This is a genomic window from Halobacillus sp. HZG1, from assembly GCF_035818575.1.
Taxonomy (GTDB): domain Bacteria; phylum Bacillota; class Bacilli; order Bacillales; family Halobacillaceae; genus Halobacillus; species Halobacillus litoralis.
This window is the reverse complement of sequence record NZ_JAYLVQ010000063.1, coordinates 93873-116122: the sequence shown is the minus strand read 5'-3', so window position 1 is coordinate 116122 and position 22250 is coordinate 93873. Positions and strand designations below refer to the sequence as shown.

Here is a 22250-nt window from a genome sequence, read left to right as displayed (position 1 = left end):
TATATAGCAAAGGGGCGGAGGGGAATGGCGAGACTCCTATCTTAAGTGTGGAAGCGCCTCGCTCAGCGGCGTATGGACTGGACTGAGCTGGCGGAGATAAAGGAAACACGAAGAACGAAGTGATTCGATGTTGACTTATCGGACAGAAGCGAGGGAAGTCTCACTAGCCGCTAGGCGCCGGAACCGGATAACCAAAAGGACGTGTGGGACAGGTGAGACCCCGGAAGGCGTAGCCAGAGGAGGCTCACCGCCCGCCCCATGGAAAGTGTTCAAATGCGGAATCGTCCTGGTAGAAATGACTGGCATAAGCAGAACAGCAACGGAATGTGTTTTTCATTCCTTTGCTGTTCTGCTTATGACGCGAGTGTCTGGACGATGGAGCAAGACGAACCTTTTCCCGGAGCCCCTAGAACCACACAATCGTCTCGAAACTGAGTCTTCCACTAAAGGGAGCTTTAGTGGAAGGGTGGGGTGGGTAATAGAAGAATATTGGGAATCTAATGATATACGGAAAGGAAAGATTATAGATGACAGATAGTAATCCATCGTGGTTTGGGGAATTAGCCCCTTCTACGAAAGAGGCATGGCAGGTTTCAGGATATGAGAGCTTGACGAAAGTTCAAGAACAGGCCATTCCTTTCATTTTAGAAGACAAAGATGTAGTGGCGGAAGCTCCTACAGGCAGCGGGAAAACTTTGGCATATTTACTACCACTGATTGAAAAGGTGGATCCCGAACAGAAACATACACAAGTGTTGATTATGGCATCTTCTCATGAATTAGTGATGCAAATTCATCAGGAGGTCCAGACTTGGACAAAAGGAAGCGGCATTACCAGTATGACGATGATTGGCGGTGCGAATATTAAGCGCCAAATGGATAAGTTGAAGAAAAAGCCGCACATCGTTGTGGGTACACCAGGCCGTGTGTACGAATTGATACAGAAGAAAAAACTGAAGGCACATGAAATCAAAGCAGTGATTATGGACGAAGCCGATCAACTGCTTGTTCCAGAACATATCCATACGGTTGAAGATGTGTTGAAAAGTACGATGCGTGATACGCAAACGTTGTTGTTTTCAGCCACACTGCCAAATGAGGTTATTGAAATAGCTCAAACATTCATGGATGAAGAGGCGGAGGTAATTCGGGTTACAGAAGAACTGAAAAAACCAGACGTGACTCACACGTATATTGTTTGTGAAGACAGAGATAAAATAGAGACATTAAGAAAACTGGCCCGGATGGAAGCATTCAAAGGTCTTGCCTTCATGCAGGATATTGCCAAGCTGAACGTCATGGCTGAGAAACTAACATATAAACACCTGGATATCGGGTTGTTACACAGTGATGCGAAAAAAGAACAACGGGCGAAGGCGATTAAGGAATTCCGAAAAGGGGAATATCCTTTACTACTTGCTACAGATGTGGCTGCCAGAGGACTGGATATTATTGAAATTAACCATATCATCAACCTTGATGTTCCTAAAGATATGACATCCTATATCCACCGTGCAGGTCGAACCGGACGAATCGGCTCTCAAGAAGGAACCGTTGTTTCCCTTGTAAATCCTGTAGAAGAGAAACGCTTGAAGAAGTTTGCGCGTGATTTAGAGCTATCCCTCCATAAAGCGGAGATTTATAAAGGGAAATTAAGAATCGCCAAGCGTTAAATATTGCCGTTTGCCTTTGAAGCGATGCCATGGAATACTGGGAGAGAGTACTTCTAGCCTGAAGTGAGGAGAGAATCGCCATGATTAAAAAGTTCTTTCTCTTTCTTGTGGCCTTGTTTGTCATCATCGTCATTGCGACACCAGTTTCTGCCCAGGATTTTTGGAAAGAAGGTCCTCGAGCTTCCTATGAGAGGGTATCGCAACATGTGCAGGGCTTAGTAGAGAATACAGATATAAAAAATGAGTTTCAGAATTTTGCAGTAGATGTCCAGTCGTTCTTTAAGTTCCTTGAAGATGTGGAATGGAAATACCCGGATGCACCTCCAGAAGAGCAAGAATCCTCCGATCGCACGACTGAGCGGGTGTCAGAGGATTCACTCTCCGGCTATGAATTGAAAGAGTTCGAACAGGAGGTTGTGGCTCTCGTCAATAAAGAGCGGGAAGAGCGGGGACTTGAGCCATTACAAACCCATAATCGTTTAAGCGCGTTAGCCAACGTAAAGTCACAGGACATGGCTGACAAACGCTATTTCAGCCATACTTCACCAACCTACGGCTCGCCCTTTGATATGATGGACGAATTCGACTTCCGTTATCGGGCAGCAGGTGAAAACATAGCCGCTGGCCAGCGGTCACCCGAAGAAGTTGTAGAGGGGTGGATGAACAGTGATGGCCATAGAGCCAACATCCTCCATGAAGACTTCACCCATATTGGTGTAGGATACATGGAAGGTGAAGGACCATATAAAAGATACTGGACACAACTATTCATGACCCCTCGTTAATTAATGAAGCCGGATTCCTACGCACAGGAATCCGGCTTTTTTTAAATGTGTAGGGCAGGATTTTAAAATACCGGGATGCCGGAAGGATGTAGGAGTTCATTAGTTTTTGGAGACGGATTTGAAATACCCTTTGACATTAACGGGGTCTGTATCTCTCTCGGACTCAGCCCACTCTATGATCAAGGAAAACAACTGGATGATCATGATCATTACACCCGTGTACAAAAAGGCCTCCGTATCCGTACCTTCACGGAAGTAGAAAGAGGCTTCATGATAGAGCACAAATAATATAGAGGTCAGCATTAAATATAAAAAACGTCTCATGTAATTTTGGAGCTTGATGAAGGAACATTGCAACAGTAGAGGGGCCCAGTAAATAAAAGACCCGAATCCTAAAAGAAACAGGTGAACATACTCGTGGAGAGGAAAGTGAAAGGTTAAATCGAAGCTTACGAGTACACTCATCACGAAGAAGGTTGAACTTAAAAGGGGACGGCGGCTTAATTTAATTATCCAGCGAAGACTGGAACGGAACCAAAGTTGTTTGTGATTAGCATAGAGAATGAAAGCAGGGGCTAGTCCAAAGCAGATGGTACTCCTGACATATTGAAAAGGAGTGGATGATAAAAGGTGGTGGATGGCCAGAGCAGTAATAATAAACAGCGAATAAAGAAGAAGTGTGAGGATGGAATTTTTATAGACCTTCATTGGAATTCATCTCCTGAAAGCTTTCGATTTATTTACCCTCCCCATTTTCAAATAAACCTATGTGGAAAAATAATTCCATTTAAGAATGTTAAAGTATTATTCGCTGATCAGGACATGGTGAATAATTAAGAAAAATGGAAAAAGTCTGTATATAAATGGAAGGCAAAGATGAACTAGTGTTATAATTTTTAAGTTATAACATTAGTTTTTCGTTCTTTTCCCATTATTATCAACAGGAAAGAAGTGCTTACATATGAATGCCATCCAGTCCTTGATTCGAAAACCATCGATATTTAAAAATTTATTTCAGCATTTAAGTGATGCCGTAGCTATTATACAAAATGTAAAAGGGAGGATGATCTTCACCTATATCAATGCAACGATGCAGCGGGTGTATGGGGATCTTCAGGGAGATGCATTACATGACCTTTATTGTGAGGCTGAGTGGAAACATATCGCGGAGACGATGGAAAAGGCGGATAAATTCCCTGAAACGATCGTTGAGAGCTCTGACCGTCCTCCAAACCCATTTCAAATCTCATACGGGATACAATCGATAAAGGTGGAGGATGCTTATCTTCTATACATAAAGTCGGGGTATGCCCAAACATTGGAACTGATTGAAGAGAAAGAACGTCAACGCATAGAGAGTGAGAGTCGTTATGAATCGGTAGTCGAAGCATCGCCGGACTCGATATTTCTCCATGATAAAGAAGACCGTATCATTTATGTGAACCGAGCAGGAATAGACTTGCTTGGGGCGGACAAAGCTATAGAATTACTTGGTCAGGATATAAAGAATTTCCTCTACAATGAATCCCTTGAAGATGTACGTCACCGCCTGAATACTTTATTGTCAGGGGGATTTGTAAAAGGACCGATTGAACGTCAAGTTAAGAGAGTGGATGGATCGATCATTGATGTTGAGCTGCATGGAGGTCTTGTCGAATACCACCAAGTCAAGGCGGTCCAGACGATTTGCCGTAACATATCGGAACGAAGAAAGCAGCAGCATCAACTAGAGGAAATGGCTTATCATGACCAGCTGACAAAAATCCCGAACCGGCGGTATTTTTTTGAAAAGTTGGAGGATGAGCTGAAACGGGTGGACCACCGAGATTCGATCTTTGCCTTACTATTCTTTGATTTGGATAATTTCAAACAGATCAATGATCGCTATGGACATCAAATCGGTGACGAACTGCTTGTCATCTTCACGAAACGGCTCAGCCGTGGGTTACGAAAAACGGACACGCTTTCTCGCCTGGGTGGCGATGAATTTGTTATTCTTTTATCAGGGTTAGCTGACATCAACCACCCGCGTCAAGTAGCCGATCGAATGCTGGATCGTGTACTCCGCCCGATCCACTTGCAGGGATGTGAGATTGAAATCAGTGTGTCGATTGGAGTGTCTATTTATCCTGAACACGGGGTAGATGAGGGAGAACTTCTCACAAACGCTGACCGGGCGCTCTACAAAGCGAAAGAAAATGGAAGAAGTTGTGTATCGGTTTATACTCATGGTTCATGAAAGGAGAATCAGTCATGGAAATCCAAGAGCTTCATCAGTTCGATGCCGTCGCATTAAAAGAGAAAATAGAAAGTAAAGAATTGAACATATCAGATGTGATTCATCACTATAAATCAGTCATGGAACGTAAGAACCCTGAATTGAATGCTGTGGTTCACTACATAGATGAACCTGTTAATAAAGACGGATATTTTCGGGGCCTTCCTTTTCTTATCAAAGATTTAAATGCTGTCCAAGGACAGCCGTTATCCTACGGGTCAAAAATAATGAAAGGTTTTGAAGCCAATGGGGATGATGAAATAGTGAGACGCTTCAGAAGGGGCGGTCTTACCTTTATTGGGAAAAGTAATACACCTGAATTCGGCTTCACGCCTGCTACGGAGTCTGTTCACCTGGGATTCACGAAAAATCCATGGAACAATAAATATTCACCTGGAGGTTCAAGTGGAGGGGCAGCTGCAGCTGTTGCATCCGGTATGGTCCCTTTTGCACATGCCAGTGACGGAGGGGGATCGATCCGCATCCCTGCTTCCAACTGTGGTTTGTTCGGGTTGAAACCGACGAGGGGGAGGACGCCTTTTTCTATGCATCTGAACAGCCTTTCCGTCAGTCACGGGGTAACAAAATCAGTAAGAGACAGCGCTGCACTCCTTGACCTGCTGGAAGGACCACAAAAAGGAGATCTCTTTGCAACCCCGGCCAAAGGGAAGCCTTATGAGCGGATTTCTCACGAAGATCTCGGGTCATTGAAAATTGCGTATATGGCAGACTTTGGAGAAATGATGCCTATCCAGCAAGATGTTCAACAAGCCATTCGTCATACGGCGGACCTCTGTGAATCGCTCGGGCATGAGGTAGAAGTCGCCTATCCCGATTTTGATCTCCATCGTTTCATGGATGCGTTTGTTACAGTATGGGTCGTCGGTGGCGCTTTAGCTGTTAAAGGGGCAGCAAAAATGAATGGGGTCAACCCTGATGATCAGCATTTGGAGAAAATGCTTTCGACATTGATAAAAAAAGCGGAAGGCTACACCGCAATGGAATACGAGCAGGCACGCATGTTTTTGGCGACGGAGAGTGTGAAATTTCACTCGTTCTTTGATCAGTATGATGTGCTGTTGCACCCGGTTAATTCTAAGTCTGCTTTACCTTTAGGATGCTATAACGGAGAAGAAAAAACAATTGATGAGATATTGGCTGTATCTGCTCAATATGCCCACTTATCCCCAGTGGCGAACGTAACTGGCCAGCCTGCCATGAGTGTTCCTCTTTACTGGAATGAAGAGAATATCCCAATTGGTTCTCACTTCACTGGGAGGTTTGGGGATGAACGTACACTGTTAAAGTTAGCCGCCCAGCTCGAAGAAGCACGACCATGGTGGCACAAATATAACGAGATCGTCTAAAGAGAACCCGTAGTCCCCGGGAGGGGTCTACGGGTTCTTTATCTAAATCCCTTTTTAAACAATGTGGGAGTCTTCCGCAATCAGGAACGTTACTTAGAAGTGTTTGTGGAGCCAGTCTATGCTTGTTTTTTCTACGTGGTTCAGGTATCCCTCAAAGCTGTGGGGTGCGCCCTTAATGACAGTCAATTGTGAGGAAGGCGGGAGCCATTTCATTCCTTTTTCAGTTAAAGGCAGTAATATCTCTTCTTCTCCTTGATCACCATGGACAATCAAGACAGGGCATTGGATGGAGGACAGCAACTTCTCCTGATCTAGTTGTTCAAAGTCTACTAACATTTGTTTTGATATCACAATTTCTTTACGGTAAGGGTCTTGTACGGGTTGTTTCAGATAACCGGTTTCTTTTAGTTCCTTTAATTGAGCGGAAGTGAATTCTTCTGTCCAATCGTATGTAACAGGGCCGGTCCCTGCTCCTGTAAGGATCATGGTCTTAATGTAATTGGGTTGATAGCTTTCGAGGCAGACGCGTGCTCCTAAACTCTGTCCGTAAAGAGCAATCTGAGTAAACCCTTTGGAAACAGCATGATTCATGGCAGCTATAAGGTCGTTCACTTCATCTTCAAGGCTTAATGGTCGGTTTTCACTTTCCCCACACCCCCCGAAATCGAATCGCATCACATTGTACCCGAGGTTTTGGAAGCATTCTGCAAATCGATCGAATCGACCGTGCGATGAGCGATTGGAACGAAATCCGTGGCACATGATGATCAGTTTGTCATTTGTCCCTTTCTGAAGGACGCCTCTTATCTTCAATCCTTGTATATTACGAAAAGTAATCCTTTCCATTGCCTTCCCCCTAAGCTTATTCTACTAGCCTACCATAATATGGAGGGTGAAGGTTTTAAAATCTAAACGTAATTTAAATTTCTTTTTAAAGTAAAAATGTTGCTTTTGAAAGTAATTAAGATTACTATATAAGGTAATAAGGAGGGTGATGATGGAATCTATTCACTTGAATGTCGCACTTTTAAGAAGGCGTGTGCCGAACTTAACGAAAGCAGCAAGATCGGTCGGTTTACGACCTGCAACAGTTTCGAATCTTTGTACTGGTAAGATTGCGCTCGGAAGAACGGAAGTACGAACGTTAGTCGCTTTGGCGAGCTTGGCGGAATGCAGTGTAGATGAACTGATTATCAGAGGGGAGAAATTCGAAATGATTGAAACAGGAATTAAGACGATCGACTTGTTTGCTCCATTGGCTAAAGGTGGAACAGCCGGCCTGATAGCAAGACCGGGGATGGGACAGCTGGTCGTTTTAGCGGAAATCTTTTATCGTTTGAAAAAAGAAGGATACCTCATCGTCATGCTTCAGCCGGAAGGAGATCATCCGGAGGTTTCGGACATTACAGGTGATGTAGATTCCATACACCTCACCATAGACGAAGCGGAAAAGGCTGTTGTTGAAGCATCGAAAACGCAAGAAGTCATTTTTGTATCGGATCGTTCGCATGTGCAGAATGGGAGTATCTATCAGCTGCAGGAAAAATGGGCAGGGGAGGCTTCTGTCACTACATTTCTCGTCGATTTGAAAGGAGAAGCTGTGGACGAAGATTTGCCATATGGACCTCTTGAGACTTTATGGCAGTTTGATATGGATTTATCTGCACGACATATGTATCCGGCTATCCATCCGATCTATTCCACATCTTCCGTTTTAGAGGGGGCAAACCTGGATCAGGAGCATCTTTTAACCCAACAAAGAGCACAAAAGCTGTTGCGCCGTTATCGTGAGCTGAAGTCTATCGTCCGGGCGAGTGGGATGGACCCCTTGTCAGAGGCGGACACGCTGCTGTTCAAGCGGGGAGAGAAATTGGAGTCCTATTTAACTCAACCATTTTTTGTAGCCGAAGCCTTTACAGGTATGAAAGGCACTCATGTTCCAATGAAAACAATGCTAATAGACGTAAGGAAAATTACAGATGGGAGCTACGACCACAGAAAGGTTGAAGAATTCGGCATGATCGGCACCCTGGACTGACCTCAAATGGGGGTGATCTGCCAGTTTCTTTAGGTTAAACAACAGGTAGAAAAAATTTTTCATAAAAAAACGTTTACATGAAAAAATACAGTTTTAACCTGGATTCAGCGGGGAATTTCCTGAAAATGTTCCGTTTCAAATCATTTTCAGGAGGTACCCCACATGACAAAGGGAAAAAGTATACATGCATTAATTATTCTTATGTTTACCCAATTCATTTCGGGTGGTGTAACCAATACAAAGGGGATTGTACTGGATCAAGTAGAGAAGGACCTGGGGTTGGATATGAGCCAATTCGGTCTTGTAGTTCTCATTTTCCAACTTGGCTTTACGCTTGCCAGTGCCGTTATCGGTTACTACACCGATAAGAAAGGCTTGCGGACGATGACCATCATCGGTTCCATCATTATGGGTCTTGGATTTCTGGGTACGGGACTTGCGCCTAATATCATGTTCTTCTTAGGTTTCTATATGATCGTAGGGTTCGGATTAGGAGCGCTCGGTGTCGCTTCCAACGCGATCGTTCCCGCCGCTTATCCGAAAAAACAAAATCAGATGTTCAACCTTGCGATGGGAGTGTATGGGTTAGGAATGGTGCTATTTCCACAATTTCTAAACTACATGTTCCAATTTGCCTCCTGGCGTTATTTTTATATAGGGATTGCCGTCAGTTTACTAGCTGTAATCATCTATATTACTAGCGTAGCTTTTCCATCCGGTAAAGCAGAAAAAATGGATTTAAAAGCATTCATTCCTATGCTGAAAGACGCTCAGTTTGTTTTTCTCATGATCTTTCTCGTCTTCCAAGTATCGGCAGAAGTCTCGTTCATGAATTTCTTCCCGACGTACTTGAAGTCGCTGGATCTTGGCGGAATGTCAACGGCTAATAAAGAGGACATGGTAGCCACCATCCTGTCTGTCTTCTCTATCTTCTTCATGGCAGGACGTCTAGGTGTGGCCTATTTGACCAATTGGATCAATGAGCGCATCATCTTAATTACATTTTCTGCCGGGGCTTTGTTAATGGTAGGGGCCAGTTTCTTAGTCGCTGAGAATTTCCCTTACCTGTTCGCAGGGGCAGGGTTGTTCTTCTCCACATTGTTCCCTACTGCCACAGCCTTTGGTACCCAGCTGTCTAAAACAGGTGGTTCAGCCCTTGGACTCATTTATATCGCGGCAGGAATTGGTGGCGGTATTGCTGGTTACATCGTCGGACTAGCTTCTGAAGTTTTCGGAATGGCCGGTGGTTTCAGTATCGTTATTGTATTCCTTGCTCTTATGTTTATCACAACATTCTTCCTCAATAGTAAGAAGTCAACGCAAGCTCAAGCATAAATGTAAGCACTCCGTCTTTTTTTGACGGAGTGTTTTTGTGAGCTGCGATGATCTAACGCAAATGAAATGGTTTCCTAACATCTTGTTATAAATTTCCTTCATCTCTTGTAAAATGGTAGATATGAGGGAGGGTGACGATGAAAAAGCTATTTTTGCTGGCAATCGTACTTTTTATTATTACAGGTTGTAACGAGAAGAATGAGGAAACCGAAGGAAAAGAATATAAAGAGTTGGAAGGTCACTGGGAGGGTGAAATTCAAATCCCCAATCAACCTTTGAACATTCTGGTCGATTTTCAGTCTGGAGAAGAATGGACAGGGACAATCGCCATTCCTGCTCAAAATGTTACGGATTTTTCGTTAACCGAGATCGTTGCCAATGAAGAAAGTGTCTCTTTCCAGATGCCTCTTCCTGGGCAGTCTGTTCAATTTGATGGAAAACTGGAAGGAGAGCAATTGAGCGGTACTTTTACACAGAATGGACAAACGTTCCCATTTTCACTGAGAAAAGGCGTGAAAGAGGATAAGGGGGATGACGAGGGAGATTTCTTATCTATTGAAACATCGACAGGCCAATTATATGGTGAGTTGTTGCTCCCTGAGAAAAAAGGTCCCTATCCCGTCGCATTAATTATCCCAGGCTCAGGACCTACCGATCGAAATGGGAACTCTCAGGGAGGTGCGGGAAACAACAACAGTCTCAAGCTTTTGGCAGAGTCTTTAGCAGACAAAGGGATTGCTTCCCTAAGATACGATAAACGAGGCGCAGGCAAAAATATAAATGCTGTCACGGATCAAAGTGAGATGCGATTTGAAATCTTTATTGATGATGCCAAGCAATGGCTGGAAACATTAGAGGATGATGACCGTTTTACGGATATAGCAGTGATTGGCCACAGTCAAGGGTCCCTTGTCGGAATGATGGCTGCAGGTGCTGAAACGACAGAAGCATTCATTTCCTTAGCAGGTGCCGGCCAAACCATTGATTATGTTTTAGAAAAGCAGCTCGGTGACAGTTTACCGGCAGATTTGTTTGAAGAAAGTCAAACGATTCTTGGACAGATGCGGGAAGGTAAGACGGTTCCTGACGTCAGCCAGTCTCTCCAAGGTGTGTTTGCTCCGGATGTTCAATCCTTTCTTCTTTCATGGATGGCTTACGACCCTTCCGAGCAGTTAAGTGAGCTTGATGTCCCGACGTTAATTGTAAATGGAACGCATGACATACAGGTGCCGGAGTCAGAAGCACAGCTTTTGAAAGAGGCAGAGCCGGAGGCGGAACTGATGCTTGTGGAAGGGATGAATCATGTGCTCAAAGAAGCTCCTGAGAATAGGGATGAAAACATAGCGACTTATACGAACCCTGACCTGCCTCTTGCGGATGGACTTGTCGAGGGTATCGTCGATTTCCTGAACCAGCACGGTTTTCATTAGGTGCTCATCAAGGGACAATTATTCTAGTAATAAGGAAACTTGAATAGAAAGAAAAGAGAGGGATTTCCTGACAAAGGAAATCCCTCTCTTTTTAGTTCGTTTAGCGTCTGAGTTTTTGGAGAAGGCGGAGAATTTCAATGTATAACCAGACAAGAGTTACAATCAAGCCGAATGCTCCGTACCATTCCATGTGCTTGGGCGCACCTCGGTTGACGCCTTTCTCAATGAAATCAAAATCAAGAACGAGGTTCAAGGCGGCAATGGCCACGATGAAAAGGCTGATGCCGATCCCTACAGGACCACTGGAATGGAGATAGGGAACAGTCATGCCGAAAAAGTTCAAGATGAAATTTACCAGATACACAAGGAAGATGCCTAACGTAGCTGAAACAACCATCAGTCGGAAGTTCCTTGTGACTTTAATGACTCTTGTTGCATAGAGAATCAACAAAGCTCCCATCACGGCTAGCGTCAGGCTGACAGCCTGAATGACAATCCCGGAATAAGCTCCCTCGACGAAGGCCGAAATACCACCGATGAAAAAGCCTTCCAGTGCTGCGTATATAGGGGCAGTGACGGGTGCAGCTTTAGGGAAAAAGGCGGTGATCAAAGCGAAAATAAGACCTCCAATAGCCCCAATGATCATCATGAGGGTCACATCGACTCCCAATGAGTACTGGTACCATGTGTATGCCGCAGTTCCTAGTAAAAATAAAAAGAGGAGGGATATTTTTGCTGTTGTCCCACCCAGAGTCATCGTCTTTCCAGTTGCTGCAGAACGTTGAAATGTATCGTCTTTTAAAACGGGGTTTCCCGATCTCATCGTACCACTCCTTCTTTATGCATCTCCTTTAAGGTATACCCTTCGTGAACACGAGAGACACTTAATGGGCATACCATTTGTAAAGCTTTTTCGGTCGTCCGATTTTCTGGTGACTCACCACTTGTTTGACTTTGCCTTCTTCTAGTAAATGCATGAGGTAGCGGTACACGGTCGGGTAGGCAAGGCCGATGTCTTTTGAGATAACGTCTACGGGATAGGCGTCACGATTTTCCTGCAAGTAGCTGGAGATGGAACCTAATGTACCTTTGCTGATTCCTTTAGCGGTGAACACATCATCATCATCTTCCTGCTTGTTTTTCATGTTGGCAATCTGTGCATGAAGCTTGATTCTGGAAATGAGATCAGGAGCCTTCACTGGTTTCAAGGCAAAGTCGGTGGCGCCTTCTTCCAGGAAGCGATCAGCCACTTCCTGCCGTTCATCTACCGTGAGCACGAGAATGGGGACGACCGTATTGTGTTTGCGGATTTCCCTGACGGTCTGGAGTCCATCCATCTCCGGCATATGATAATCGACAAGGATGACATCGTAAGTTCCTTTTAAAAACATATCGGTCCCTTCGCGACCGTTCACTGCCGTGTCTGATTCCCACCCGGCATGTTTACAAAACTCTGTCAGCATGTAACGTAAAGATTCATCATTATCCATAATCAGTATTTTCATCTCGCACTCTCTCCTTCGGTAAATGGATCCAGAATGTCGTTCCGACTCCTTGCTCGCTTTCAATGGATAGCTCCGCGCCGTGTTCATTGACGACGTTTTTGACGAATGTCAGTCCTACACCAGGATGGGACTTCGTACTGTATCCTGCATTCCAAATTTTATTGATATTGGATTGGCTGATGCCATGGCCATTGTCTTTCACACCAATAAGAATGCCTGATTGTTCTACTTTGGTAGCGATGGTCACTTTGGCGTCTTTTTTTCCTTCAACAGCATCGCTGGCATTATCAATCAAATTGACCAGCGCTCGTGTCATTCTGATTTTATTAATATAGATTTCAATATTTTCATCAGCGCTTAAATCAAATGCATAAATGGTGGCTGAATCTGATAATTTATTCGCGCGTACATATTCGATGAATGTTTTTAAGGTACACCAATTTTTCTTCTCGTGATACAAGATTTCAGATACCATATCGCTGGTTGCTTGAATGGACGAGGAAATTTTATTGGTGTACTGAAGGATTTCGTCGTCCTTCGTTTTCATTTGGATGAGGCTGTTCAGCCCCTCCATCAAGGATAATGGAGTTTTCAAGTCGTGAACGAGGTGTAGGGCCTCTCTTCCAGAACGTGATTCCACCATGTCGAGCCGGGCAATGTCCAAGTCCTGTCTCATTTTTGCTTTTTGTTCAGCAACAGTTAAGTACACCGCGAGGAATGTGGCATTTACGATAAATACCGCAAAAAAGACGAGGCTGTAAAAGCTTAACGTACTTCCGAACCCCAGCTCCGCAGCCATACTTTTCACTTCCATGGAAATTTGTCCGCCGCCAAATCCGAAAGCGCTTAGGAAAAGGACCGTATCCAGCCATTGGAACCCGAATAGCAATTGGGCGAGAATGAAAGCTTTGAATACAGGGCGTAATTGCCCATTTCCTAAAAAGTGAAGGACAGCGATCGATAATAAAAGAAAAATCGCAGGACCTCCGAAATGGTAGTTGATGGAGTTGTACCCATTAATCAAGGCGTAAACCAATGGGATGATGATCAGTGGGACAGCAACCTTCAACCAGGGCCGGTTCAACTTTACCCCGAGCTCATCTCCGAGCAGCAGAGCACCAATGTAATGAGGGAGGGCTCGAACTGTATTTAACATGACCAGTCCGAACGCAGCCATCATTAATGTGGCACCTGAGGGGGCAGCTTGAAGCCTCTCGATGACAGCTGCAAGGCCGGACCTCTCCACACTCAGCCAGAGCGGCATAGTCATGCCGATCAATATGAGAACGATTTTAATCCATATACTCTTCGACTGAAGCAATTCTGATTTCATGGCAGTCACCCTAACGACGAGATCTTTCTATATATTCTAATATATGAGACTGATATTTTCGATGCTTTTTTCCTTTGAAGCACTACAAAGTGATGAGTTTCCATTCTTATCTTCTATGGAAAACGCAGCAAGCGGTAGTATAATAGACATATATTTAAGGATGAAAGGTGTCCGCAACTATGATTTTAATCATTGATAACTATGATTCATTCACATATAATCTAGCTCAATATTTTAAACAGATGGATCCGGAAGTGATCGTGAAAAGAAACGATGAGTGGCAAATGGAAGAGATTCGTTCCCTCGAACCGAGCCTTATCGTGATTTCTCCAGGACCCGGGAGGCCGGAAGAATCAGGGATATGCAAGGATGTCCTGCACCACTTTGGTGGATATATTCCACTATTAGGTATATGCCTAGGCCATCAGTTGATGGTTGAATATTTTGGTGGAAGGGTCGTCAACGGAAGGCAGCCGATGCACGGGAAAGTAACGACGATTACGAATGATGGCCGGACCATGTTTCACAAGCTCCCTGGATCTTTCCGAGTCACCCGTTATCACTCTCTACAGGCAGATTTAGCTTCATTGCCGGAAGATCTTGAAGTCACCGCTCTCTCTGAAGATGGCGTTCTGATGGGTGTCCGCCACCGGTATAAGATGATGGAAGGGATCCAATTCCATCCGGAATCCATTTTGACAGAGCACGGGTATGATCTGCTTCGTAACTTTTATGACCGGGCAGTTCGCTACAGGGCAAGTAGAAAGGAGGGGGTAGGCGTATGACAACCTCACCATTTTTACAGTTTGAATTCGCAAATGCGCAAGGGGAACCGTCCCCTAAAATATTTCAGCAGCCGCTGGAGATTCTCATGACCGATGATTTGAACGAGGTGAAAACAATCTTCGATCGAGTGGAAAAGAGGCTTGAGGAGGGGCTCTATGTAGCAGGTTATGTATCCTACGAGGCAGCCCCTGCTTTTGATCAAGCCTTTCGCGTTCACTCTCGTCCCGAATGGCCGCTGGTTTGGTTCGGAGTGTTCGATGGTTATCAAACAGCGGGGAAGTTTTCAGACTCTGATCCTTTTCAGGTGTCGGACTGGGATTTGCGTGGAGATTATGCTTCTTATCAGAAAGGAATAGAAGAAGTCAAAGCCGGGATTGAAAGGGGCGATACGTATCAGGTGAATTTTACGACCAGAATGGCAGCCTCTTTCTCTGGTGATGATTACACTTTCTACAGAAGGCTTGTCAGGAATCAGCAGTCTTCCTATAGTGCCTACTTGAATATGGGAGAACGGCGGATTTTATCTGCTTCCCCGGAATTGTTTTTCAGGGTCGATAACCAGCAATTGAAAACAAAGCCAATGAAAGGTACGGCAGCAAGAGGGCGAGATGGCATAGAGGATGAGTCCAAGCGCCGGCATCTTCAGACATCAGAAAAGGAACGCTCAGAGAACCTTATGATTGTTGATTTGTTGAGAAATGATTTAGGTAGAATCGCCGTACCCGGGAGTGTCCATGTCCCCCACCTATTCGAAGTGGAAACCTATCCAACGGTTCACCAGATGACTTCGACTGTGGAAGGCCGGTTGCCTGAAAATTACACCATGTATCAATTGTTTCAATCCTTGTTTCCGTGTGGTTCAATTACAGGAGCTCCTAAAGTGAGAACCATGGAATACATTCAACGATTAGAAGACTCTCCACGTGAAGTGTATTGCGGGGCCATCGGTTATATGACTCCGGATAAAGAGGCCATTTTCAATGTTCCTATTCGTACAGTCATGGTGGATCAAAAGCAGGAAAAAGCCGTTTATGGCACAGGCGGAGGTATTACATGGGATTCAACTTCGGAAGGGGAATATGAGGAGTTGAAGACCAAGGCGCGACTCCTGACAGAGGATCGACCAAAATTTCAACTTTTAGAGACGATGAAAATTGAAAATGGATCGATTGATTTAATAGACGATCACCTGGATCGAATCATGGCATCGGCTTCTTATTTCGCTTTTCCCATCAAAAGAAGTGATTTAGAAAAAACATGCTCTCAAGTAACCAATGCTTATCCCGAAGGTCTCTATAAAACTCGCATGCTCGTTGACGAAGAAGGGAAAGCTGATATTGAAGTGTATGATTTATCGACACCCGCCTCTTGTGTAAGCGGCATCTTATCTGAAGATCCTGTGAACGAAGAGGATCCTTTTCTCTTTCATAAAACCACTCATCGGGATGTTTATCAGCGTCATCAATCCCCCGAAGCGGAATCGACGCTGCTCTGGAATCGAAGAGGTGAATTGACGGAGTTCACAATAGCCAATCTCGTCGTAAACATTGACGGGCACTACTATACCCCGCCCGTTCATTGTGGATTATTGGCTGGGACGTATAGGAAAGATTTATTAAGGTTTGGAAAACTGAAAGAAAAGGTTCTCTATAAAGAGGATATCCACAAGTTCGATGAAGTATGGATGATTAACGCCGTAAGAGGCTGGGTAAGAGTTGAATTACAGGAGAACGTTCAATAATGTGAAGGAGTGTCTTGTTTATGAAGAAACATATCGTTTTTTATGATGCCCAGTGTCCGTTTTGTTTTTATGTGAAGAAAACGTTCCGAACATTTGACTGGCTTCATCAAATTAAATGGGTGGCTGTTCAGGAAACAGAGGGGACAGGCAAATACCCTTACCTGGAGGGACGCAATACGCTGGATGAAATTCATATGCTGACAAAAGAAGGAGAGGTAAAAGAAGGGTTTGAAACCATTCGTAAACTGCTGCTTTCTCTGCCTTTATTTACTGTTATCGGCATTCTTCTCTCCTTCCCGGGCGTTGACAGGGTAGGATCTCCGTTATACCGCTGGTTTTCTGATCACAGACACCAATGGTTCGGCCGCTACGACCTTCCCAGATACGCATAAAAGCCCCTCCTCAGTGTGGGTCTTTATTCCGGTGGCAGGATTCTGGAAGACTCAGTTTCGAGACTTTCCGGGGTTCGTTGCTCCGGTTGAGCGTCCGGGGTGGCTGGGGAGTGGTGAGACTCCTGCGGGAAAAAAGTGCTTGGTGAGACCCCGCAGGACGCAGTCTGAGGAGGGTCACCGCGCTCCCGCGGAAAGCGAGTCATCCCCCGCAGCCCCAACATACCTAACGGACATCTCGAAGCCGAGTCGTCAGAAAGCTTTCCTGGGGAAGGGTTATTTCCGTTTTTTTCTTAGCATGCTGTAGGAACCAAGAGCGATGACGATGATGGCGAAGGTCAGGGATGTCCACTGGTCGTTCGCAAAGCCTTGATAAATACCATGAGAAAGAAACAATAAACATAAAATCAGAAATAGGACCAACGATATTTTATTCATAGTGACCTCCTATGCGTAAACTTCCTTTATCATACCGGAGGATGTTCGTTTTATCTAGTGTTCTGTGTTACATTATTATTGGATAATAATTTGACTTGAGGGGTATCCAGGATGAGAGAAGAAATTACATATATCGGTGAAAAAATCTCGAAAAACTCGATTCAATTAGCTAATACAGTACGTGAGTTGAAAACAGAGGAATTCGGAGAGGCTACCATTCGGACAGCGAATTGGGAGGAGCTATTCTCCTATATTGGTGAAGTGATTACCGGTGACGGTGTTTCTTCGATGGAGCACATTGAAATGTGGGCCAATCGTGAAGGGGAACAGAAGGTAGAGGCGGAAGTCGAGCTGGATCAATCTCTTCGAACGATGAACTTTGTTCGTCGAGCTATCTGGGGTATATTTTCTGATGAATTGTCCAACGATGAATTCGCTTCTTCTACGGTCGTGCATATCTGTAAAACCATTAATGAAGTATTAGATGAAATTACGAAACACTTTAGTCAGACGTACTCCAGAAACATTCGCAGGGAGTGGGAAAGAAAAGAACTGCGGATGGCTGAATTGTCTGTCCCTGTTGTACCCATTACAAAGGGAGTGGCTGTACTTCCATTGATTGGAGAAGTGGATACCAATCGGGCTCAACAAATCATGGAAACCTCCTTAAATAAGAGTTCTGAATACGAATTGGATTATATTTTTATTGATGTATCTGGTGTCCCAGTAATTGACACGGTCATCGCTCATTACATTTATCAGGTTGTTCATGCCCTTGAGCTGGTTGGTGTTCACGCGACCCTCACAGGATTGAGGCCGGAAACAGCCAAATCCCTGGTAGACATGGGTGTAGATTTCACTCAAGTCCATACGAAGGCTGGATTGCACCAGGCTTTAGAAGAGATCGGCATTTACATTCATCATGGTGAAGAGTAACATCATAGAAATACAAAAGGACGGGGAATTCTTATTTCCCCGTCCTTTTTTAGTATGATTTTTTACCTGTGATTATTTTTGGGAAGGTTCAGCAACTTTGACAAGCTGTTTGCCAAGGTTCGCTCCTTCAAATAACCCAAAGAATGCATCCGGGATGTTTTCAAAACCTTCGGTGATTGTTTCCTCATATTTCAAACGGCCTTCCTGAAGCCATTGAGCTAAATGGGAGAATCCTTCCTGGAATCGATCCTGATAATCCCCTACTGTGAATCCTTTAATAAGTGCGCTGGATTTAATTAAATGCATCTGCATCCTTGGTCCTTGATCGTTTGGAACGTTGTAGGATGCAATGGCTCCGCACTGAGCGATGCGCGCGAATTTGTTCAGCAATGGATAGACCGCGTCTGAAATGTCGCCTCCGACATTATCAAAGTAGACGTCTACGCCATTTGGACAAGTTTCTTCCAGGCGGGCAGGAACATTTTCAGTTTTGTAGTTGATGACTTCGTCAACACCAAGTTCATTTTTCAAATACGATAATTTTTCATCTGAACCGGCAATGCCGACCACATGACAGCCTGAGATCTTACCGATTTGGACAACAGCGGAGCCGACTGCACCGGCAGCTCCGGAAACGACTAATGTTTCGCCTTCTTTAGGCTGTCCAATATCCATCAGGCCGAAATATGCTGTCAATCCTGGCATGCCGAGGATTCCTAAAGATGTAGTGACGGGGCCAAGGCTTGGATCAACTTTTCTGAGCGTGTCTGCGGGAGCTGCTGCATACTCTTTCCACGGCAGCATGCCTGTGACAATGTCACCTTCTTGTAAAGCATCTGCTTTCGATTCCACAACTTCCCCAACGATTCCGCCTTCCATAGGTTCGTTCAATTGGAAGGGAGCGATATACGATTTAGCGGCGCTCATTCTGCCTCTCATGTAAGGATCCACGGAAACATAAAGCAATTTGACGAGTACTTCCCCCTGAGATGGAACGGGGCGCTCGGTTTCTGCCATTTTAATATGCTCATGTGTAGGAGCGGCTTCTGGACGTTTGACTAATTGAATTTCTTTGTTCATTTTTATCACTCTCCTTTCTTGTATCATAACGGGTCTCATCCTTTATTGGGAAATGATATGTTTGTGGATGTAAGGTACGATAGAACAAAGGAGGTGGAAGTATGATGGAAAGGCTTTATGAAAAGGTGAAATTCGTGGAGGGAGAAAATTTCGTGACTATTGAAGACACCCGCCATCTTACAGATGAAGAGCTTCAGTCATTGTCTCTCATTTTTTTAAAAGATTCTAAGTTTGCTGGAGTGAAAAATCGGACAATCCTTGTTCCTTCTACCTTTAAAGAAGAGACGACCGAATACATAAAAGACCTCGGTTTCAAGCATCACGACGATGTTTATTTTGTACGTTGTCGCTTGTTCGGGGAGGATAGGGGGAAAAGAGAAGCACAACCCTTTGAACTCATTTCGCTAAAGCAGGGCGAGGAGGGTGTTTTTAAGGAGACGTGGCGCCGGTCAATGGAAGGATCCTTGAACGCTCCCCAGTCCCTGAACATGGACGAACAAATGAAAAGCGTCAAAAAAGAATTAGGTCCAGGCTATGTGGATTCCTGCTTGACTGTTTATGAAAATGGGACCCCTATAGGAGTGATCATGCCGCACATTGAACCGGGGACGAAAAACGAAGGGAGAATTTTTTACTTTGGTTTGGTTCCGGAAGAAAGAGGTAAAAACAAAAGCACGGCTTTGTATGAAGAGGGATTGTACTTACTGAAAAATTATTTTAAAGCAACCTATAGTATTGGAGCCACAAGTATCCATAACAAACCAATGTTGAAAGTGTTCGAGAAATGCGGTTGTGCCATGACGGAAAAAGTGGGGATCTATAAATATTCACAGGACCCGTATCAATCACCAAAGCTTATTTGATAGTAAGGGGAAGGTGGAGGAGCTCGACAAACAAGACAGGATGTCAGTCACGGGGTATATTGTTCTTAGTTAAAATAGGCAGATATGAACCAACTCCTCGCTAAGGGTCATGCAAAAAAAGAAAACGCCCAGGCACAGGCCTGGGCGTTTTTTAGTTAGGAATCAATACTTGCTTTTAATTCTTCGTACTCCTCCTCGGTAAATGCGCGGGAGCGGGTGAGAAATCTTTTTCCTTCGACTCCTTCAAGTGAAAACATTCCTCCGCGGCCGTCAACGACATCAATAATCAGCTGTGTATGTTTCCAATAATCATATTGCTTTTTATTGATGTAAAAAGGGGTTTCGCCGATTTTTCCAAGTAGCACATCTTGACTGCCGATCATAAGGTCACCCTCCTCGTAGCACATCGGAGAGCTCCCATCACAGCACCCGCCTGATTGGTGGAAAAGAAGAGGACCGTGCTTTTCCTTCAGCATTTCAATGAGATCAAGAGCAGCGTCCGTCGCTTCTACACGTTCAACCATCTTTTCAGCTCCTTTCATATTGCCGAAATCAAGGAGTTTTTAGCTTCTCATATTAAAAGAATCCAAGTTTCTGCGGGCTGTAGCTGACGAGCATATTTTTCGTTTGTTGATAATGGCTCAGCATCATCTTATGGTTCTCGCGGCCAACCCCGGACATTTTGTATCCGCCGAAGGCTGCATGAGCAGGGTAGGTGTGATAACAATTGGTCCAAACGCGTCCGGCTTCGATTCCGCGCCCGAAGCGGTAGGCTGTATTCATATCACGTGTCCAAACTCCGGCGCCTAATCCATAAAGGGTATCATTAGCGATCTTCATCGCTTCTTCTTTATCTTTGAACGTTGTTACAGATAACACAGGACCAAAGATTTCTTCCTGGAAAATCCTCATGCTGTTATCGCCTTTGAATACCGTCGGCTGCACGTAATACCCATCTTTGAAGTCGCCTTCCATTTGATTACGCGCTCCTCCAGTAAGGCACTCAGCTCCTTCTTCTTTACCGACTTCAAGGTAAGATAAGATTTTCTCCAATTGTTCGGAGGAAGCTTGAGCACCCATCATCACTTCAGGGTCAAGTGGGTTACCCGTCTTGATTTCTTTGATGCGTTTAATCGCACGTTCCATGAACTCGTCATAGATTGATTCCTGGATGAGGGCGCGAGAAGGGCATGTACATACTTCACCCTGGTTTAGAGCAAACATAACCATTCCTTCAATGGTTTTATCTAAGAAATCATCATCTTCACGCATGACATCCTCAAATATAATGTTCGGTGATTTGCCACCAAGCTCAAGCGTAACAGGGATGATATTTTGAGACGCATATTGCATGATCATCCGTCCAGTAGTCGTTTCTCCAGTAAAAGCGATTTTACTGATACGAGGACTTTGTGCTAACGGCTTCCCAGCTTCTAATCCAAAACCGTTCACGACATTCAACACCCCTGCAGGAAGCAAGTCTTCGATTAATTCCAGCAAGTACATGATGGATGCAGGTGTCTGTTCTGCGGGCTTCAGAACAATCGCATTCCCAGCTGCGAGCGCAGGAGCTATCTTCCATGTCGCCATCAACAGCGGGAAGTTCCATGGAATGATTTGACCGACCACTCCCAGGGGCTCGTTAAAGTGGTAAGCAATTGTATCGTTATCAATTTCACCAATCGATCCCTCTTGAGAACGGATCACTGAAGCGAAATAGCGGAAGTGATCAACAGCAAGCGGAAGGTCAGCATTCAGAGTTTCACGGACAGCTTTCCCGTTTTCCCACGTTTCCGCAATGGCAAGATTCTCGAGGTTCTCCTCCATGCGGTCTGCAATGCGGTTGAGGACCAAAGAACGTTCCGCCACGGATGTTTTTCCCCAGGCGTCTTTCGCTTTATGGGCGGCATCAAGGGCAAGCTCAATATCTTCCTCCGTCGAGCGTGCAACCTGACAAAAAGTCTGCCCCGTTACGGGAGTTACATTATCGAAATATTGGCCTTTGACTGGTGCTGTCCATTCTCCGCCAATGAAGTTGTTATAGCGTTCCTTGAACTGAACGTTAGATCCTTCCGTATTAGGAAAAGCATATACCATAAAAACATCCTCCTAGTAATTTTCTTTTGCAACCGCTTACAAAAAAGGATATGTAAGTAGGCGCGCTTACTTTTTAAATTATCACTTGTACAGAATATTGTCAATTTACAGATAAATATGTGAAAATTTCTAGTACGAACAAAGGACAAAGATTGTTATAATGTAACTATTCATAG

The 22250-nt window shown here is 44.6% G+C and carries 21 protein-coding genes; 12 read left to right on the top strand and 9 right to left on the bottom strand.

Annotated features, from left to right (window positions below; translation table 11 throughout):
* The first annotated feature begins 527 nt into the window (after window positions 1-527).
* The gene (locus VKA52_RS12140) at window positions 528-1673 is read left to right on the top strand and encodes a DEAD/DEAH box helicase (RefSeq protein ID WP_326315832.1); all 1146 of its coding nucleotides are present in this window, start codon (window positions 528-530) and stop codon (window positions 1671-1673) included.
* Window positions 1674-1753: 80 nt separating this feature from the next.
* Window positions 1754-2458 carry a CAP domain-containing protein gene (locus VKA52_RS12135; protein ID WP_326315831.1) on the top strand — a complete coding sequence of 235 codons (705 nt, stop codon included), beginning with the start codon at window positions 1754-1756 and terminating at the stop codon, window positions 2456-2458.
* 99 nt (window positions 2459-2557) lie between these two features.
* Here VKA52_RS12135 and VKA52_RS12130 read toward each other — a convergent pair whose 3' ends face one another.
* Window positions 2558-3166, bottom strand: coding sequence for a hypothetical protein (locus tag VKA52_RS12130; RefSeq protein WP_326315830.1), 609 nt, complete (start codon window positions 3164-3166; stop codon window positions 2558-2560).
* Between the two features lie 253 nt (window positions 3167-3419).
* On the opposite strand from VKA52_RS12130, the gene VKA52_RS12125 reads away from it, so the two are divergent.
* The gene (locus tag VKA52_RS12125) at window positions 3420-4697 is read left to right on the top strand and encodes a sensor domain-containing diguanylate cyclase (RefSeq protein ID WP_326315829.1); all 1278 of its coding nucleotides are present in this window, start codon (window positions 3420-3422) and stop codon (window positions 4695-4697) included.
* A 14-nt stretch (window positions 4698-4711) separates the two neighbouring features.
* Window positions 4712-6103: an amidase gene (locus tag VKA52_RS12120; RefSeq protein WP_326315828.1), complete on the top strand. Its 1392-nt coding sequence runs from the start codon at window positions 4712-4714 to the stop codon at window positions 6101-6103.
* Between the two features lie 93 nt (window positions 6104-6196).
* On the opposite strand, the gene VKA52_RS12115 is transcribed toward VKA52_RS12120, so the two are convergent.
* Window positions 6197-6949, bottom strand: a complete 753-nt coding sequence (locus VKA52_RS12115; RefSeq protein WP_326315827.1) for an alpha/beta hydrolase family protein — start codon at window positions 6947-6949, stop codon at window positions 6197-6199.
* A gap of 151 nt (window positions 6950-7100) precedes the next feature.
* Between VKA52_RS12115 and VKA52_RS12110 the strand changes: the two genes are divergently transcribed.
* From VKA52_RS12110 to VKA52_RS12100, 3 genes are all read left to right on the top strand, one after another.
* On the top strand, window positions 7101-8141 hold the full coding sequence (locus VKA52_RS12110) for an ATP synthase beta subunit C-terminal domain-containing protein (RefSeq protein ID WP_326315826.1): 1041 nt from the start codon (window positions 7101-7103) through the stop codon (window positions 8139-8141).
* Between the two features lie 162 nt (window positions 8142-8303).
* Window positions 8304-9476, top strand: a complete 1173-nt coding sequence (locus VKA52_RS12105) for an MFS transporter (RefSeq protein ID WP_160910717.1) — start codon at window positions 8304-8306, stop codon at window positions 9474-9476.
* A gap of 137 nt (window positions 9477-9613) precedes the next feature.
* Window positions 9614-10906, top strand: coding sequence for an alpha/beta hydrolase family protein (locus VKA52_RS12100; protein WP_326315825.1), 1293 nt, complete (start codon window positions 9614-9616; stop codon window positions 10904-10906).
* Between the two features lie 100 nt (window positions 10907-11006).
* Here VKA52_RS12100 and VKA52_RS12095 read toward each other — a convergent pair whose 3' ends face one another.
* The 3 genes from VKA52_RS12095 to VKA52_RS12085 all read right to left on the bottom strand — a co-directional run bounded on the left by VKA52_RS12095 (window position 11007) and on the right by VKA52_RS12085 (window position 13744).
* Window positions 11007-11729 carry a Bax inhibitor-1/YccA family protein gene (locus VKA52_RS12095; RefSeq protein WP_326315824.1) on the bottom strand — a complete coding sequence of 241 codons (723 nt, stop codon included), beginning with the start codon at window positions 11727-11729 and terminating at the stop codon, window positions 11007-11009.
* A gap of 61 nt (window positions 11730-11790) precedes the next feature.
* The gene (locus VKA52_RS12090) at window positions 11791-12411 is read right to left on the bottom strand and encodes a response regulator (RefSeq protein WP_160910720.1); all 621 of its coding nucleotides are present in this window, start codon (window positions 12409-12411) and stop codon (window positions 11791-11793) included.
* On the bottom strand, window positions 12389-13744 hold the full coding sequence (locus VKA52_RS12085; protein ID WP_326315823.1) for a sensor histidine kinase: 1356 nt from the start codon (window positions 13742-13744) through the stop codon (window positions 12389-12391). The genes VKA52_RS12090 and VKA52_RS12085 overlap by 23 nt, the downstream gene beginning before the upstream one ends.
* A gap of 179 nt (window positions 13745-13923) precedes the next feature.
* Here VKA52_RS12085 and VKA52_RS12080 point away from each other — a divergent pair, with 179 nt between their 5' ends.
* From VKA52_RS12080 to VKA52_RS12070, 3 genes are read left to right on the top strand one after another with little or no spacing between them, the layout of a single operon-like run.
* A complete protein-coding gene (locus VKA52_RS12080; RefSeq protein WP_326315822.1) occupies window positions 13924-14529 on the top strand; it encodes an anthranilate synthase component II in 606 nt (201 codons plus the stop codon).
* Window positions 14526-16271 (top strand): aminodeoxychorismate synthase component I, encoded by a 1746-nt coding sequence (pabB, locus tag VKA52_RS12075; protein ID WP_326315821.1) that lies wholly within the window; start codon window positions 14526-14528, stop codon window positions 16269-16271. Before VKA52_RS12080 ends, pabB begins: the two co-directional genes overlap by 4 nt.
* Window positions 16272-16291: 20 nt before the next feature.
* Entirely contained in the window at window positions 16292-16663 is a 372-nt protein-coding gene (locus tag VKA52_RS12070; RefSeq protein ID WP_160910724.1) for a thiol-disulfide oxidoreductase DCC family protein, read from the top strand.
* 273 nt (window positions 16664-16936) lie between these two features.
* Here the strand turns inward: VKA52_RS12070 and VKA52_RS12065 are convergent, their stop codons facing one another.
* Window positions 16937-17098, bottom strand: coding sequence for a hypothetical protein (locus VKA52_RS12065; protein WP_326315820.1), 162 nt, complete (start codon window positions 17096-17098; stop codon window positions 16937-16939).
* 111 nt (window positions 17099-17209) lie between these two features.
* Here VKA52_RS12065 and VKA52_RS12060 point away from each other — a divergent pair, with 111 nt between their 5' ends.
* Window positions 17210-18034: an STAS domain-containing protein gene (locus VKA52_RS12060; protein WP_326315819.1), complete on the top strand. Its 825-nt coding sequence runs from the start codon at window positions 17210-17212 to the stop codon at window positions 18032-18034.
* 72 nt (window positions 18035-18106) lie between these two features.
* Here VKA52_RS12060 and VKA52_RS12055 read toward each other — a convergent pair whose 3' ends face one another.
* A complete protein-coding gene (locus VKA52_RS12055; protein ID WP_160910727.1) occupies window positions 18107-19114 on the bottom strand; it encodes an NADP-dependent oxidoreductase in 1008 nt (335 codons plus the stop codon).
* A gap of 101 nt (window positions 19115-19215) precedes the next feature.
* Between VKA52_RS12055 and VKA52_RS12050 the strand changes: the two genes are divergently transcribed.
* Window positions 19216-19977, top strand: coding sequence for a GNAT family N-acetyltransferase (locus VKA52_RS12050; RefSeq protein ID WP_160910728.1), 762 nt, complete (start codon window positions 19216-19218; stop codon window positions 19975-19977).
* A 155-nt stretch (window positions 19978-20132) separates the two neighbouring features.
* Here the strand turns inward: VKA52_RS12050 and VKA52_RS12045 are convergent, their stop codons facing one another.
* Both VKA52_RS12045 and adh read right to left on the bottom strand, forming a co-directional pair.
* Window positions 20133-20501 (bottom strand): DUF779 domain-containing protein, encoded by a 369-nt coding sequence (locus tag VKA52_RS12045; protein WP_326315818.1) that lies wholly within the window; start codon window positions 20499-20501, stop codon window positions 20133-20135.
* Window positions 20502-20553: 52 nt separating this feature from the next.
* A complete protein-coding gene (adh, locus tag VKA52_RS12040; RefSeq protein WP_326315817.1) occupies window positions 20554-22074 on the bottom strand; it encodes an aldehyde dehydrogenase in 1521 nt (506 codons plus the stop codon).
* Window positions 22075-22250: the final 176 nt, after the last annotated feature.